Source organism: Sporosarcina sp. 179-K 3D1 HS (genome assembly GCF_047228905.1).
Lineage (GTDB): Bacteria > Bacillota > Bacilli > Bacillales_A > Planococcaceae > Sporosarcina.
This window is the reverse complement of record NZ_JBFEGI010000003.1, coordinates 182,500-198,562: the sequence shown is the minus strand read 5'-3', so window position 1 is coordinate 198,562 and position 16,063 is coordinate 182,500. Positions and strand designations below refer to the sequence as shown.

13 protein-coding genes are annotated in these 16,063 nt (G+C 42.1%); 11 read left to right on the top strand and 2 right to left on the bottom strand.

Annotated elements, in window-relative coordinates; all coding sequences use genetic code 11:
• Window positions 1–81: 81 nt before the first annotated feature.
• The 9 genes from dctP to AB1K83_RS06055 all read left to right on the top strand — a co-directional run bounded on the left by dctP (window position 82) and on the right by AB1K83_RS06055 (window position 11,427).
• Window positions 82–1,146 carry a TRAP transporter substrate-binding protein DctP gene (gene dctP, locus AB1K83_RS06095; protein ID WP_413057268.1) on the top strand — a complete coding sequence of 355 codons (1,065 nt, stop codon included), beginning with the start codon at window positions 82–84 and terminating at the stop codon, window positions 1,144–1,146.
• Window positions 1,147–1,229: 83 nt separating this feature from the next.
• Window positions 1,230–2,219, top strand: a complete 990-nt coding sequence (locus AB1K83_RS06090) for a zinc-dependent alcohol dehydrogenase (RefSeq protein ID WP_413057267.1) — start codon at window positions 1,230–1,232, stop codon at window positions 2,217–2,219.
• Window positions 2,220–2,233: 14 nt separating this feature from the next.
• Window positions 2,234–3,433 (top strand): Gfo/Idh/MocA family protein, encoded by a 1,200-nt coding sequence (locus AB1K83_RS06085; protein WP_413057266.1) that lies wholly within the window; start codon window positions 2,234–2,236, stop codon window positions 3,431–3,433.
• Between the two features lie 310 nt (window positions 3,434–3,743).
• On the top strand, window positions 3,744–4,808 hold the full coding sequence (locus AB1K83_RS06080; protein WP_413057265.1) for a tripartite tricarboxylate transporter substrate binding protein: 1,065 nt from the start codon (window positions 3,744–3,746) through the stop codon (window positions 4,806–4,808).
• Window positions 4,809–4,814: 6 nt separating this feature from the next.
• Complete coding sequence (locus tag AB1K83_RS06075; protein WP_413057264.1) at window positions 4,815–5,300, top strand: tripartite tricarboxylate transporter TctB family protein; 486 nt, start codon at window positions 4,815–4,817, stop codon at window positions 5,298–5,300.
• A gap of 12 nt (window positions 5,301–5,312) precedes the next feature.
• Window positions 5,313–6,818: a tripartite tricarboxylate transporter permease gene (locus AB1K83_RS06070; RefSeq protein WP_413057263.1), complete on the top strand. Its 1,506-nt coding sequence runs from the start codon at window positions 5,313–5,315 to the stop codon at window positions 6,816–6,818.
• A 246-nt stretch (window positions 6,819–7,064) separates the two neighbouring features.
• The gene (locus tag AB1K83_RS06065; RefSeq protein WP_413057262.1) at window positions 7,065–8,495 is read left to right on the top strand and encodes an aldehyde dehydrogenase family protein; all 1,431 of its coding nucleotides are present in this window, start codon (window positions 7,065–7,067) and stop codon (window positions 8,493–8,495) included.
• A 173-nt stretch (window positions 8,496–8,668) separates the two neighbouring features.
• Window positions 8,669–9,670 carry a zinc-dependent alcohol dehydrogenase gene (locus tag AB1K83_RS06060; protein ID WP_413057261.1) on the top strand — a complete coding sequence of 334 codons (1,002 nt, stop codon included), beginning with the start codon at window positions 8,669–8,671 and terminating at the stop codon, window positions 9,668–9,670.
• Window positions 9,667–11,427 carry a thiamine pyrophosphate-binding protein gene (locus AB1K83_RS06055; protein ID WP_413057260.1) on the top strand — a complete coding sequence of 587 codons (1,761 nt, stop codon included), beginning with the start codon at window positions 9,667–9,669 and terminating at the stop codon, window positions 11,425–11,427. The genes AB1K83_RS06060 and AB1K83_RS06055 overlap by 4 nt, the downstream gene beginning before the upstream one ends.
• 172 nt (window positions 11,428–11,599) lie before the next feature.
• On the opposite strand, the gene AB1K83_RS06050 is transcribed toward AB1K83_RS06055, so the two are convergent.
• Complete coding sequence (locus tag AB1K83_RS06050) at window positions 11,600–12,697, bottom strand: hypothetical protein (protein ID WP_413057259.1); 1,098 nt, start codon at window positions 12,695–12,697, stop codon at window positions 11,600–11,602.
• Between the two features lie 382 nt (window positions 12,698–13,079).
• The gene (locus tag AB1K83_RS06045) at window positions 13,080–14,099 is read right to left on the bottom strand and encodes a LacI family DNA-binding transcriptional regulator (protein WP_413057522.1); all 1,020 of its coding nucleotides are present in this window, start codon (window positions 14,097–14,099) and stop codon (window positions 13,080–13,082) included.
• A 491-nt stretch (window positions 14,100–14,590) separates the two neighbouring features.
• On the opposite strand from AB1K83_RS06045, the gene aroQ reads away from it, so the two are divergent.
• Both aroQ and AB1K83_RS06035 read left to right on the top strand, forming a co-directional pair.
• Entirely contained in the window at window positions 14,591–15,034 is a 444-nt protein-coding gene (gene aroQ / locus AB1K83_RS06040; RefSeq protein ID WP_413057258.1) for a type II 3-dehydroquinate dehydratase, read from the top strand.
• Between the two features lie 250 nt (window positions 15,035–15,284).
• The gene (locus AB1K83_RS06035; RefSeq protein WP_413057257.1) at window positions 15,285–16,040 is read left to right on the top strand and encodes an IclR family transcriptional regulator; all 756 of its coding nucleotides are present in this window, start codon (window positions 15,285–15,287) and stop codon (window positions 16,038–16,040) included.
• Window positions 16,041–16,063 lie beyond the last annotated feature (23 nt).

Sequence of the window (16,063 nt, the reverse complement as noted above, 5' to 3'; positions counted from 1 at the left end):
AAATTTGTTGAAAGGGGTTTGCCAGGCAAAAGCCTGGCAACCTTTCAAATATATAAAAGATAAAAAGGAGTGGGGAAAAAGATGAAGCGATTTTATTTCGTCATGTTACTTTTAGTTGCCCTTGTTTTGGCTGCTTGCGGTGGCGATAAGTCGACTACTTCCAGTGAGGGAACAACATCGGCAGAAAGTAAACCAGCGGAGAGTACAAGCGGTGGGGCTTCCGGAAAGGCAACTGTTATGAAGATCGGCTCAACCGATAAAAAAGATGTGGCGATGGGCAAGGCAATGTATAAATTTAAGGAAGTCGTGGAAGCTGAAACAAACGGTTCCATTACAGTAGAAGTATTCCCGGATAGCCAATTGGGCGGAGAGCGGGATATTATTGAAGGAGTCCAACTTGGTTCTATTCAAGGCGGACCAATTGGTGCAGCAGTAATGTCAAACTTCTCACCTCGTTTCAATCTTTGGTCTTTGCCATTTATTTTCCCTACTCGGGAAAAGTCACATGAAATCTTGGATGGTCCACTTGGACAAGAAGTATTAGCTGACTTGGAAGACATCGGTATGATCGGATTCAACTTCTGGGAAAGTGGAATCCGTAACCTTACGAACAACGATGGAGAAATTAAAACCCCAGAGGATTTGAATGGCTTGAAGATTAGAACATTGGAAAACCAAATTCAGTTGGATCTTTGGACTGAACTAGGTGCGGTACCGACACCGATGGCATTTCCTGAATTATTCACTTCCTTGCAACAAGGAGTAGTTTCGGGTCAAGAAAACCCATTTAGCGTTATTGCAGAAGCAAATTTCTATGAAGTTCAAAAGTATTTAACAGAAACACAACACTTAATCGGAGTTAACCCTTTCATAGTTAATAAAAAATTCTATGAGGGCTTAACAGAAGAAGAACAAGCGGCTATTAAGAAAGCTGCCGATGAGGCACAAAAGTTCCAGCGTGAAGAAAAAGCGAAGGAAGATGCTCATTACAAAGATGTGCTAATTGAAAAAGGTATGCAGATTACGACTTTGACTCCTGAAGAGAAACAAGTATGGGCTGACAAAGTGACACCTGTATACGAAAAGCACAAGAAAGAAATTGGGGAAGACCTGGTGGATAGACTGTTAGAAGAAGCAAGAAAGTAAATTATAACGCGGTCCAGATAAAGTAACTTTATTTGGGCCGTTTTTTATCAAGGTAATACTAGATAATTAAAGGGCTGATTATTATGTTAGAATTATTTATAGAAAAGCCACTGCAACTAGAGCTCCGAAAAAATAATGCCGAGCGTTTTCTCAAAGATGACGAAGTTCGGATTCAAGTGAAATACGGCGGGATATGCGGTTCTGACCTTAGTGTATATAAAGGAAAGTTTTCACATGCCACCTACCCAATCCGACCAGGACATGAACTCGTCGGTACAATTGTCGAAAAGGGCGATGGAGCTCAATGTGAAGTAGGAATGCGCGTAGTCGTTTTACCAAACACCTTTTGCTCTACATGTGTTATGTGTAAGCAAGGAAAAACGAATATTTGTGAAAATAAAAAATCGGTCGGCATTAATCAAGAAGGCGGATTTGCAGAGGAATTTATTATTTCCTCTAAATTTGTCCTGCCTATTCCAGATAATTTGTCAGATGAACGTGCAATCCTTATCGAGCCATTTGCAGTGGTCGTGGGCGGTTTCAATAAAGTCGAAATAACCAATGGAATGTCCGTCGCGATTGTAGGCACCGGAACAATCGGACTGTTAGCTGCTTCTTTGGCATATTCGCTTGGCGCAAACGTGACGGGAATTGACAGCAATCCAAAAAAGCATGATTTAGTAAGAGAAATTGGAGACATCCAAGCAGTTTATCCCGATGAGGTCAAAGATGAGAAATTTGACATTGTCATTGAGGCGGCAGGAACAGAAGAGGCGGTCATCCAGTCCATAAACATCTTAAAACCTGGAGGATCCATGGTCGCTCTGGGGATTACAGCGGAAGTAACGATCCCTTATATACAAGTCGTGCGCAATGATTTAACGATTTATGGGTCGATCATTTATAAATTTCCACAGGATTATGAGAAAACAATAAACTATTTACAAGATCCAAAGGTGAACGTAGATCCAATCGTCTCTAAAATCGTTCCCATTCAACTATACGAATCTGCGTTTACGGATGCCTTATCGGGAGATTTCGGTAAAATTTTGCTTGATTTTACGTCAAACTAAGAAGGGGAATTCTATTGAAGACGGTAACGGTAGGATTAGTAGGAGCAGGCTATGCGGCTCATTTGCACGGCAGAGGTTATTCGAAGGTCCACGGTGTGGCCATTCGGTTAAAAACAATTGTAGATCTTGACGTGGAGCGGGCACAGGAGATTGCCGATGCCTATGGTTTTGAAAAGATTACTGCAGATTTTAATGAGCTTCTTCTCGATGAAGAAATTGATGTCATCGATATTGTGACGCCCCCAAATCTCCATCTATCTTTTGCGTTACAAGCGATCAAAGCAGGAAAACATGTAATTTGTGAGAAACCGTTAACCGGTTATTTTGGAGACGCAGTGGATGAAAGGCCAATAGGACATCATGTCCCAAGAGCAAAAATGTTTGAAACAGTGATGAAAGAAATCGAAGAAGCAAAAAAGATTATTGCATCAAGCGATCGATTATTTATGTATGCAGAAAACTATATTTATTCGCCGAATGTACTAAAAGCTGCCGAAATTATTCAGAATAAAAAAAGTAAATTATTATTTCTGAAAGGGGAAGAAAGCGTAAGGGGCTCCAGTTCGGCTGTGGCAGGAATGTGGGAAAAGACAGGCGGCGGTGCTTTAATGCGCATCGGATGTCACCCGATCTCTGGTGTCCTCTGGTTAAAGCAAGTGGAAGCAGAAGCCCGGGGTGAGGAAATCACTGTGGAGAGTGTTCACGCAGATACAGGAAACCTCATTGCTTCGCTAACTGAATATGATAAGAGGCATTTGACTGGTAATCCAATTGATGTGGAGGATTTTGCCAATGTCACCATTACCTTTTCAGACCAAACGAAAGCCGTTGTTATGGCAAGTGATCATGTCTTAGGCGGTACTAAAAACTATATTGAAATCTATGCCAATGATGGGGTTATGCACTGTAATATTACACCAACCGATAATTTAAGAACCTACTTCCTAGATCAGAATGGATTGGAAAATGTATATTTTTCAGAAATGATGGAAGAAAAACTCGGGTGGAATAATTTATTCGTAGCGGAGGAAATTAGTAGAGGATATACCGGTGAGTTACAAGATTTTATGGAATGTGTAGTTGAAAATCGACAGCCTCTATCAGGAATTGATCTTGCTTATGAAACGATTAAAGTGGTGTATGCAGCTTATTTATCAGCCAGTGAAGGAAGAAAGGTCTTCTTAAATGTGAATAAAGAACATGAGAAGCTGTGAAAACCTCACGCAGGCAGAATTTACGGTTGCACCTAAGATTTCTATTTTGCCAAAAAATATTCTTTAATTCATTCAATATGAAGGTGAAGCGTTCTAATATTTTATAAATCTAAAAACAATATTGTAATTTCAAGAAAAATGAGTTAATGTTATGTTTACGCTTCCATGAATTCCTATAAAGGAGGGCGGAATGAAAGAATAGTAGATCGATCCACTTACCGTTTGTTTTTTTGAAAATTTTGGTAGATCGATCTAGTAATGTAAACGGTAAACTTCATTTTTAATAATAAGCGAAAGCGGGGCATTGATAATGAAATTTCGTATGCTAACAGTTTTATTACTTATTTTTAGCATGTTTTTGGCAGCATGTAATTCGAGTTCGTCCAATCAATCATCCAGTGAGGGAGGTGCATCATCTGGAGGAGCGGGAAATAAAAAAGAATCCGCAATCGACGGCACACTGACCGGTGTTGTTCAATGGGCGGCAGGTGGAGCAGCAGATACTATCTCTCGTGCAATTGCTCCTTTAGCTGAAAAAGAATTAGGTCAATCAATTGTAATGACTAATAAGCCTGGAGCAACAGGGGCGATTGCCCTTCAACACGTTTTGGATCAAAAGCCAGATGGAAAAACATTATTATTTGCAGCGGAAAACCCAGCGCTTTACGGAGTGCTCGATATTTCGAAAAGCGACTTCGATGACCTTTATCCAATCAATATTTTCTCAGCTGCACAAACAGCAATTATTGTTCCAAAAGATTCAAAGTACGATACAATGTCAGATTTAGTTGAAGATGCTAAAGCAAATCCTGGAAAAGTAAAAATGGGTTCAACTGGCCCAGGAGGACAGCCATTCGTTGTAGCAACAATGCTAAGTAGTGTAGTAGGTGCTGAATTTAACTTAGTTCCTTATGACGGTGATGGTCCGCTTGTATCTGCGATCCTAGGAAACCACTTGGACGCTTCTGCAGTTGGTTTGACAGCTGCCATAGAGAACGCCAAAGCAGGAAAAATTAAAGTTCTTGCCATTACGGACACAGAGCGTGTAGATGACTTGCCAGACGTACCTGCCGTTACTGATGACGTGCCGGAAATGGAGAGGTTTTTGCCATGGGGTCCTTTCTATGGTGTGTGGGTACGAAACGATACGCCGGATGAAATCAAAGCAGAATTGACAGAAGCATTTAAAAATGCTCAAGCGGCACCTGAATTCCAAGAATTCTTGAAACAAACTGATGGAGTTTCGCTCGGTTTGACTGGAGATGAAGCAGTTCAGTATTGGAAAGATTGGCAGTCCAAAACAGCATGGATCCTTCACGAAGCTGGAGAGTCCAAAGTGGATCCTGCAACATTAAATATCGAGAAAAAGGAATAAACGACTATGCTAGTGCATCGAATTATCCCGGCTCTCTTATTTGTAATTGCTAGTACTTTACTTGTGCTATCGTTTTTTATTGAAGGGCAAAAGGTTACTGATTTTTCATCAGCAGCCTTTTTGCCTGCGGTAACTGCAGTCCTCATGCTTGTCTGTTCCCTATTCATTATGAAAAGGGGAGTAGCGGCTCCTTCAACTCACTCGGTTCCACAACCGGGTGAGGAAGAGGAGGAAGAAAGTTTAGTGGAAATTGAAGAAATCACGAAGAGACAACTCTATATCCGCTTAGTTTCATTTACCGTTGTAACAATCTTATTCGCATATTTAATGAACTTCCTTAATTTCCTAGTAGTCTCCTTTTTGTTTTTATTCGGAGGTATGGTCCTATTAAATAGGAAGAAAATCGTAACGGCTCTTATCGTTTCCGTTATTATGTCAGGTGTTTTCTATTATCTGTTTTCGTCTATTTTCAAGATTGTGTTTCCCACGTAAGGAGAGTGTGAAATGATAGAGCAAATTTTAATACCTCTATTAGATGTCAAGTTATTTTTGCTTGTAGCACTTGGGACGCTACTCGGATTTATCATCGGTGCTTTACCCGGCCTTTCCGTTACAATGGGCGTGACGCTGCTAGTCTCCCTTACTTTTACGTGGGATACAATTTCTGCAATCGTCATTATGATCTCTGTCTTTTTCGGTGGAGTTTATGGCGGGTCGCGAACCGCTATATTAATTAATATACCGGGAACCGCCTCATCACTTGCCGCTACATTTGACGGCTATCCGCTTACTAAAAGAGGAGAGGCCGGAAAAGCTATAGGAATTGCCACAATTTTCTCAGTCATTGGTGGTTTGTTTGGGCTCATTATCTTGGCCACGTCAGCTCCTTTCTTAACAGACTTGGCCTTGCAGTTCGCTCCTCGAGATTACTTCCTCATTATGTTTCTCGGTATTTTATTAGTAGGAAGTTTGACGACTGATTATTTGCCTAAATCTATTTTCGTTGCGGGAGCTGGAATTATCCTTGGCTTAGTTGGGATCGATACTATGACAGGAGCGACCCGTTTTACGTTTGGGAATTTGGGATTAATGGGCGGTATTAACTATATTGCATGTTTGCTCGGTTTGTTTGGATTGGCTGAAGTTTTTTTCCAACTGCATAATTTAGGGAAAAGTAAAGCGAATGTCGTAATTGGAAAAGTATTGCCTCCTCTAATGTCTTTGCTTAAGTATTTGCCGTTGACATTACGGACTGCCATCATGGGGGTCATAGTAGGCGCGTTGCCGGGAGCTGGCGGAGAGATTGCGTCTTTGCTTGCGTATGACCATGCCAAAAGAACAACGAAAAATCCAAATCGCCCCTTTGGAAAGGGAGCTTATGAAGGCTTGATCGCACCTGAAACGGCTGTTATGTCAGCTGTTGGGGGTGCCCTCATTCCAATGTTGACGTTAGGAATTCCGGGAGATGCAGTAACTGCTGTTTTAATTGGCGCCTTGCTCATTCACGGTTTAAATCCTGGCCCGATGCTTTTGATTGAAACGCCTGATCTGTTCTGGGTTATTGTCGGAACGAGTGCAATTTCTCTAGTCTTTGTTCTGATTTGGGGTCTATCGGCAATCTCATTATTTGCCCGAGTTATTACGATTCCTAAGTATATTCTATTGCCTATTATTGTGTTTTTTACAGTTATCGGTTCCTATGGAATTAACAACAGCGTAACAGACGTCTACTGGATGATTGCGTTTGGAATCATCGGTTACTTTATGAAGCTTTATAATTTCCCGGCAGGACCTATGGTGCTAGGTATTATTCTTGGTCCACAAATGGACGTCTATTTGAGAAGGTCCATTATTTCGGAAGAGGGTAGCGTCCTTGGATTTTTAGGAAGCTTGTTCACCCATCCGATAAGCTTGGTATTGACGCTGTTTATCGTCATTACACTATTTACACAAACTGCATTATACCGAAACATTAAGGATAAAATGTTTAAGCCAAAACCAATCTCTTAATAGAATCGCTTGTTCAGTAGAGGCTATTATAATAGAAGAAACTCTGTACAATTTTAACGAAAACAACCTTTCTGCTGTCTGAGAGGTTGTTTTTTCAAAAAGAAAATGATTTGTATTTGAAAACCATTGCTAATTCTCAGAACTTATTATAAGATTACAGTAAGCGGGTTCCATTGTGTAAAATCGAGTTCCGTTTTTGAACACCTACCAGCATACTCTTTTAAATAATTATTGGAGGAGATTGTATTGTCAAGCATTGAAACAAAACCAAAAACACTTACAGAAGAGCAACAGCAAGAATTGGATTTAGCTTTTGAGAAAGCTAGAAAAGCGTTAGCAATTATTGAGACATATGATCAGGAAAGAGTGGATCGCTTGTGCCAGGCAGTTGCTTGGGCGGTATCCAACAAAAAAACATTTGAGCGATTGACGGATATGGGGATCGAAGAAAGTGGTCTGGGCGATCCGGAAAGCCGGATGAATAAGCGCTTTAAAATTCGTGGTATTTTGAGAGACGCCCTTCGTCAAAAAAGTGTGGGTATCATTGAAGAAATTCCGGAGAAGGGAATTGTTAAATACGCCAAACCTGCAGGGATTATTTCTTCAATCGTTCCGACAACAAATCCTGATTTGACACCTGCTGGTACAGCAATTTACGCTATCAAAGCAAGAGATGTTGTCATTTTCTCTCCACACCCACGCGCGAAAAAGACTTCCTATGAAACAGTGCAAATTATGCGTGAGGCACTGGAAAGAGAAGGAGCTCCCGCGGATATTTTGCAGTGCTTAACGAATGTCAGCATTCCAATGACCAAAGCGTTGATGGAGCGGGCTGATCTGGCACTTGCAACAGGCGGGAAAGATATGGTGAAGAGTGCGTATAGTTCAGGAACTCCTGCTTATGGAGTAGGTGCTGGAAACTCAACGATGATTATTGATGAAACTGCTGATGTAGCACAAGCTGCCAAAAACTCCATGCTAAGTAAAACATCTGATTTTGGATCTGGTTGTTCGGCAGATGGAAACTTGATCATCAGCGATCAAATCTTTGACGACATGCAAGATGCGCTTGTTAAGGAAGGCGGTTACTTAGCGAATGAAGAGGAAAAAGAAAAACTTCGCAACGTAATTTGGGATAAAGACGGAAAACGCTTGCCTTCTACAGTGGCTATCGCTCCGCAGCAACTGGCGGAAATTGCCGGATTCAGCATACCAGAAGATCGAAAATTCATCGTCGTTCATGGAGACGGAATCGGAAAAGAACATCCTTTCTCCGGCGAAAAATTAACAACATTGATGGCGGTCTATAAATACGAAGGGGAATTCGAAAATGCGCTTGATATGATGCGGGCGATTTACGAAGTCGGCGGAAAAGGACATTCTTGTGGAATCTACTCCTATGATGATGATCATATCCATCGTTTAGCGTTAGCTGCTCCTGTTAGCCGTATAATGGTTCGTCAGCCACAATCGAAAGCCAACGCGGGAGCGTTTGATAACGGAATGCCAATGACGTCAAGCTTAGGCTGCGGAACATGGGGCGGCAATATCGTTTCGGAAAACGTGAATCTAAAACATTATATGAACACGACTTGGGTTTCTCGCCAAATCCCAGTGGATCGTCCTTCCGATGAGGAATTGTTCGGCGAATTTTATGATCCGGAACTAGATAATTAATTGGAACATTGAAAATCAGAGATTGGACCAAATGAATGCCTAGATAGTTCATCTACTAGTCTCTGACTAAGTAGAGACCGGGCAAATCATTTGCTCGGTCTTGTTTCTAAGTAGATGGCACACTTCTTTTAGATCGATCTACTAAAACTTCAGAAGACAAGTAGGTGAGGACCATGCTAGGATTAGTCATTAATAAACCAGGCGAATTAACACTGAGAGAAGTTCCTGCTAATAGGAATTTACAAGACAATGAGGTTAAGATCAAAACGATTTATGGCGGAATTTGCGGATCTGACCTTAGTGTTTTTCGCGGTAAACTGGCACATGCCGTTTACCCTGTATGTCCAGGCCACGAATTAATCGGAACCATTGTCGAGGCCGGAAAAGATGTAAATTATTCAATTGGAACAAGAGTCGTTGTTTTACCAAATTCCTATTGTGGAGAATGTGAATTTTGCCGTAAAGGCAAAACGAATATTTGTGAAAATAAAATAGTGTTAGGTGTGAATGCGGACGGCGGATTTTCCGAAGAGTTTACTATAACGGACAAATACGTCTTGCCGATTCCGGATTCTGTTTCTGATGAACGGGCTGTTTTAATTGAGCCTTTTGCTGTAATTGTGCATGCGTTAAATAAAGTGGAGATCAACAAGGACACGTCAATCGGCATAATCGGATGCGGAACAGAAGGTATGTTGGCTATGACATTGGCCGCCTACCATAATGCTCAAATTACGGGTATTGACATTAATCCGGATAAGCTGGAGAAGGTGAAGTCAAGTTATCCTGGAGTTCAAACTTTGCTGCCGACTGAAGCTGATGGCAAGATGTTTGATATCGTCATTGAAGCAGCGGGGGTACGTGCTTCTTTTGAGCAAGGAATTGACTTGGTCAAACCAGGAGGGACACTGATTGCTATCGGACTTCCCGCTGAGGCAACCATCCCTGTCATACAAGTGGTGCGTAAAGAGATTTCGATCTTAGGTTCTATTATTTACAACTTGCCTGGGGATTTTATTGAGAGTATCGATTATTTAATGAAAGAAGATTTGAATGTCGATCCAATCATTTCAAAAATTTATCCTTATACGAGTTATGAACAAGCGTATAAGGATGCCACGTCAGGAGAGTACGGGAAAATTATTTTAGATTTTAGGGAGGAAACAAATTCATGAAAGAAGTCATCGCTCGTCAACTCGTTAAGTATTTGGAAGACCGCGGCGTGGAACATATCTTTGGCTTGTGCGGCCATACGAATATCGCGGTGCTTTCCGAGCTCGAAAAAAGTTCGATTAAATTTGTCAACGTGCGCCATGAACAAATCGCAGCGCATGCGGCGGACGGTTATGCCCGCGCGAAAAAACAGACGTCCGTCGTCCTCAGCCATGTCGGTCCTGGCATGACCAATGCGGCAACGGGCGTAGCGAATGCGGCGCTCGACTGCATTCCGATGGTCGTCATTGCAGGCGATATCCCGAGCCATTACTACGGCAAGCACCCGCACCAGGAAGTGAATCTGCATGCGGACGCGACCCAGTATGAAATTTACCGTCCATTCGTCAAGCGGGCTTGGCGGGTTGACAGTGCGCATCTGTTCCCGGAAATCTTGGAGAAAGCGTTCCAATTAGCGGAAACGGGAACACCAGGCCCTGTGCTCGTGTCCGTTCCAATGGACATTTTCTCGATGGAACTGGAGACTTCGTATTTTGACTTCCAATCCCATCATACGAAAGCGCTTCAAAAACCGTCGATGGATGAAGAAACAGCAGAAGCGATCCTGAAAACATTGGTCAATGCGAAGAACCCGGTCGTCTACGCAGGGGGAGGGGTATTGTTGGCGGATGCAGCGGAAGAGCTGGCGGAGTTCGTCAACCATTTCGACTTCCCGGTAGCTCACTCCCTTATGGGCAAGGGCGCAGTCGCGGATGACAACCCGCTTGTCCTCGGGATGACAGGCTTCTGGGGTACGGAGTTCATCAACCGGAAGTGTCGCGAGGCGGACTTTCTCTTCGGACTTGGCACACGCTTTGCAGAAGCGGACAGTAGCTCTTGGGAAAATGAATATACATTCGACTTCCCAAAAACGAAGCTGATCCAAATTGATATCGAAGCGAGCGAAATCGGCCGCAACTATCCAGTCGAGTTTGGCGTCGTTGCAGATCTGAAGCAGGCGCTGACAGTGCTCAACCGCGTGGCGAAGCGCCTCTATCCGGAAGGGTGCCAAAATGAAGCGCTAAAACAGGAAATCGCCGATAACCGCCGTAAGTTCAAAGCAAGCAACGAGCAATTCATCCAAGATAACTGCTTCCCAATGCAGCCGCAGCGCATTTTGGCGGAAGTGCGGGAGGTGCTGCCGCGCGATGCGTATATTACGACAGATGTTGGATGGAACAAAAACGGCGTCGGCCAACAGTTTGATATTTTAGAGCCGGGAACGATCTTTACGCCAGGCGGCTTTGCGACGATGGGCTTCGGGGCGCCTGCTGCACTTGGCGTGAAAGTGGCGCAGCCGGACCGCGTTGTGGTGTCCCTTGTCGGAGACGGTGGCTTTGGACAGAATCCGGCACTGCTCGCGACAGCGGCGGAAGAAAACATCCCGGTCATTTGGGTGATTATGAACAACTTCGCGTTCGGAACCATTGCAGGTTTGCAGAAAGCCCACTACGACACGACACTCGGGACGCTGTTCACGAAAGACGGCGAGCCGTATTCGCCGGACTTCGCGGCAATCGCGCGTGCCTATGGCGTCGAAGGTATTAAGATCGAGAAAGCGGAAGAGTTCAAGCCGGCACTGGAGCAGGCGATCGCAGCGAACAAGCCGGTTGTCATCGATGTTGCCATGCTGAACAACCCGGTGCCAACAGCGGGCCACTGGAACATCATGGACATTTACTCGCCGGATAAAAAAGTGCACCACGTTTCTACGAATTAATCAAGAAATCAAATAGTTTACAACCCTCTGTATGACCAACATGCAGGGGGTTTTTCCCCATTCGCAAAAATACCGATAAAAAAACAACATCAATCAATAGTAACTGATGTTGTTCTTGTTATAGTGTGTGTGGGTATTGGCAGACCAAGCGCAGTATGACTTTATTTATTGCTTAAAAAAAGGTTAAGAGATAGGCTATGCCAATTGCAATTCCCATATAAAGAAGCGCAAACGGAATATTCCACAACCCGATGCGGTACGGATTTACTTTAATAATATCCGCCAAGATGGATAACGATAAATTGTACGGACTATACATGATTGTAGCTACACTCGATGCAATGAGCACGAGCGTTAACGAAATGCTCGAAACCGCCGGAAGAATCGGTTGCAGCAATTCTGCAATCAGGGTAATGGAAACTAATGGATGAAAACCAATTAATGCCGTGACGAAGAAATAGCAACCAATTAAGCCGAAAAATAATAAAGTATGTTGGGATGAGTCGATTAAAGCCTTTTGTAAAAAATCTAAATGTCCAGAATAAGAGAGCATTGCTACAAAAAATCCGGCACTTAAAAACATGAAAAAGTAATTTGGCAAATTATTTGTACGTTCGATCCAGTGAGGAATCGTAATTTGGAAATATCGTCTTGTCCGGCGATTTATAATTGCCCATCCCACCGAAATAGGTAAGAGTAGAAGAACTATGGAAAACAGATAGCCTTTATTCAGAATGTTTTCCAACACGGAAACTGCCGAAATAAAAATGATTAATAAGATGATCATTTCGCTCACTTTTTTCCTCATTCTCCGGGAAGACGATGCACTGTTGTCTGAATTGTAAGCTTCTATGTCTTCTTGGTAGCGGGAAGAAGAGAAAAGTAAATCAATGGCCATTAGTAAAAATGCAATAAACAATAAAATGGGTAATATATGTAAATATTTGTTGTTGGTCATATCCAACGAGATACTAACCATAATTTCCATTGGGCTCCAGGATAGGCAAAGAGCATAACTCCGTAACAGACTTTGCGTTTTAAATTTATCGATCGTCAACTTTGGGAATTGATTTAAGGTGCGATCTAGTGATCTGCTTAATAGAGGGATCGTTGCTATATTTAAAAAAAGCCCCAGTAGGTGAGTGACTAAAAAACTCCGTGAGTATAATTTTTTGAGCTTGGTGACGCCTTGCTCCAAAAATAAACTCAAGCTTTTATCATAGCCGCCAACGCGTATTAAGGAGTTAATAAAAGGTAAAAATAAAAACAACGACAGCATCCCTAACATAGTCTCGAAATTCAGGAGAAGCTCAGTCCAAGGCAAGTTGTTTTGGAAGAACAAAAACAGCCCAATAAGCAGGAAAGCGATCCCTGACATTAAATAGAGGCCGCTCGCATACCGAATCGATATGAGCAACGCTATAGCGGCAAGAATGCCAATGGAATAGTAAAGTATGATAGATTCCGTGAATCGGGAAATGATATACAGGATGATCAGAGAAGAATAGACAATTAGACGCATAAATGATGCTTTCCTTTCCCCACATATAAATAAAAATCGATACGAACAATCTACATTAGATATTGGAAATCCTACTTATAGTGAAAAGAAGCCGTCAACAATACGTTGTGCTACTGTTAACGGCAATTGCCTACTTTTCATCTCGTATGATAAGCTCCGGTTGAATAATAATTTTTTCTGTTTTTTTACCGGTGTTGGTGATCCTACGTTGAAGCAGATTAGCAGCCTCAGTTCCAATTTGTCTGGCAAAGGATGACACCGTTGTCAGGGGCGGCTGAACAATTTCGGACTCCGGAACGTTATCAAATCCAACTACCTCAATATCTTTACCAATTGCAATGCCGGCTCTACGCAAACCGAGGATGACGCCAAAGGCCACTAAATCACTAAAGCAAAAGATGGCAGTTGGTAAATGATCTTGATGCTGCTTGAGCAATTCTTCGGCTGCTTCAATGCCAGCCTGCTTATTGATGGCACCGGGAAAAACAAGAGAGTCGTCCATATGCAGCTCTTTGCCTTCGTGCGCGAGACGGAATCCTTTCATACGTTCTGTCCAAGTGGACGATTCCACCCGGCCACCTATAAAAGCAATTCGTCGATGCCCTTTGTCGATAAGGTGGTTAATAATTAGCTGGGTTCCTTCGCTGTAATCAACCCCTACATAATCAAAATCACTTTCTGGAAGTTCTCGAACCGTGAGGACAACAGGAATATCAAGTTTTTGCAATCGTTCCGCGGTTTCTTGCCCATTGCCGGAAACGGGAACGAGAATAATTCCACCAACCCGGTGTTCCAACATGGTTGAGATCAGTCGATCCTGTTTAGAGTGCAAGTCAAAAGTAGTGCCTAACAGTCCCGTATATCCCTCTTTTTCAAGTTCTTCATGAATACCGATAAATAAGTCAGAATAAAACGTGTTGGCGATATCCGTAATAATAATCCCAATCGTTGTGGATCGTTGTGACCGTAAATTTGCTGCAACTCGATCATACACATAGCCAAGTTCGTTCATGGAAGCTAGTACTTTTTTTCGGGTAGCTTCTGAAATTGTGGGACTGTTACGAACAATGAGGGAGGCTGTTGATCGGGAGACACCGGCATGTTTCGCAACCTCTTGCAAGGTAACACGATTTTTTTTTGGAGGTCCTATTGAAATCACCTGCTAACGAAATAATTTTTTGAAGCGCTTTCTTTGCAAATTATACTTCAAATCCCCAGAAAAGGAATTTTGTATAAGAGTTAGATCGATCCAAATAAATTTTACAATTATCAGAATACCATGATTTTCTTCATACGTCTAATCGGCACTCGCATTACTTGATCGGGAACCACGATTTAATACACTACAGCAAAGAAAATTGGGCTAACCAGTAGTCCATGTAATTATACTAGAGAAGGTGTAGAGAATGCAAAAATATATGAAGCAGTTAATTTAGAAGCTCATAAAAGAGTAACTTAAAATGATCGTATTAATAGCTAGGTGAAACTATAAAGAGGAAGTTTCAGAAATGTTGGTATTGTAAAAGAAATCAGGATGAGCTAAAATGAAATTACGATTCCGTGGTACGAAATTCAATTTCGTTGAACGGAACATTATTTAGAATCAATCAAATAATTACTACAAAAGTGAGGGGAAAGCGAATGAGAAAGATTTTGATGCTTCATGGAATTAACCACAATATGTTTGGGAAACGGGATCCTATACAATATGGAACCGTAACATTAGAAGAAATTGATGCAGGTATGAAAAAGTTGGCGAATGATCTGGGAGTAGAAGTTGAAAGCTTTCAAACGAATCATGAAGGGGAGATGTGCGAACGAATCCATCAAGCGTACTTTGAAGGTATAGATGCCGTCATCATAAATGCAGGTGCATGGACACATTATAGCTACGGCCTTCGCGATGCACTTGCGATTTTGGAAGCTCCTATTATTGAGATTCATATGTCAAATATTCATGCGAGAGAACAGTTTAGACATCATTCGGTGTTTGCAGAGATTGCCAAAGGACAAATTTGTGGTTTTGGCTTAGAAAGCTATTATTTGGGTTTACGAGCAGCCGTCGCAACAATTGAGGAACAGTGATAAAGTCTTTTATTAAATGAGCAGACATCTTTCCAAATGGTACCTCCTGTCCTGTAAACAGTGGGATCCAATTTGGGGGATGTCCTTTTTATTCAGCGGAAGACTCCCGCTATTTGGATTGCAAAGGAATTTGCTTTATTTGCAGGTGTTCAATGGGCCACTAATTGATTGTTGAAACCCTTTGCAAGTGTGGGCTATGATGGAAGATATATGAAAAATCGTATTTATTTCTAATAGGGAGCGTGCAAGCATGACTTCAATGGAACAAGATAAAGGAATTCGGTCATTGCAACGAGCAATTGACTTGTTGGAGTGTTTTACGATGGAAGAGAGGGAACTTTCTCTGACCGAAATTTCTAAGAAAATTAAGTTGGCCAAATCGACAGTTATTCGACTGCTCTACACATTGGAGTTGAATAGCTTTGTCGAACGAGACCCGGTAACGTTCAAATATAAATTAGGAAAGCAATTATACTTTATCGGGAATATCGCCGGACAATCGATTGAAATTCGAGAAGTGGCTAAGGAATCCATGCGGCGACTGCGGGACAAAACTGAGGAAACCGTCAACCTTTATGTTTTAGACAAAGAGAGCCGAGTTTGCATTCAGCAATTCGAAAGTTTGCAGTCCATTCGTCATATTATAAAAATTGGGGAAAAGTTACCTTTAACATTAGGAGCAACAGGGAAAGTAATTTTAGCTTACCAAGCCGAAGAATTTATCGAACAAGTTTTCAAAAAAGAAAATCCGAAAAGAGATTTCCAGGAATTTAAACAGGAGCTGCAGGAAATTATCGAGACGAGGTTTGCTCAAAGTATCGATGAGCGTGAAGTTGGTTCTTCAGCAATTGCGACGCCGATTTTTGACGTTAACGGTCAAATGATTGCTGCATTGTCATTGTCAGGGCCTACGACTCGTTTCAAAAAAGTGGTAATTGAGCAATGGAAAGACGATCTATTGCAATGCGGCATGGAAATTTCGACGAACTTGGGATATCAAAATTAGATTATGTGAGTAGGGAAGAGAGG

Excerpts from the sequence above, each read along its gene's own strand:
- dctP (WP_413057268.1), top strand. The coding sequence starts at position 82 with ATGAAGCGATTTTATTTCGTCATGTTACTTTTAGTTGCCCTTGTTTTG.
- AB1K83_RS06090 (WP_413057267.1), top strand. The coding sequence starts at position 1,230 with ATGTTAGAATTATTTATAGAAAAGCCACTGCAACTAGAGCTCCGAAAA.
- AB1K83_RS06080 (WP_413057265.1), top strand. The coding sequence starts at position 3,744 with ATGAAATTTCGTATGCTAACAGTTTTATTACTTATTTTTAGCATGTTT.
- AB1K83_RS06075 (WP_413057264.1), top strand. The coding sequence starts at position 4,815 with ATGCTAGTGCATCGAATTATCCCGGCTCTCTTATTTGTAATTGCTAGT.
- AB1K83_RS06070 (WP_413057263.1), top strand. The coding sequence starts at position 5,313 with ATGATAGAGCAAATTTTAATACCTCTATTAGATGTCAAGTTATTTTTG.
- AB1K83_RS06060 (WP_413057261.1), top strand. The coding sequence starts at position 8,669 with ATGCTAGGATTAGTCATTAATAAACCAGGCGAATTAACACTGAGAGAA.
- AB1K83_RS06055 (WP_413057260.1), top strand. The coding sequence starts at position 9,667 with ATGAAAGAAGTCATCGCTCGTCAACTCGTTAAGTATTTGGAAGACCGC.
- aroQ (WP_413057258.1), top strand. The coding sequence starts at position 14,591 with ATGAGAAAGATTTTGATGCTTCATGGAATTAACCACAATATGTTTGGG.
- AB1K83_RS06035 (WP_413057257.1), top strand. The coding sequence starts at position 15,285 with ATGACTTCAATGGAACAAGATAAAGGAATTCGGTCATTGCAACGAGCA.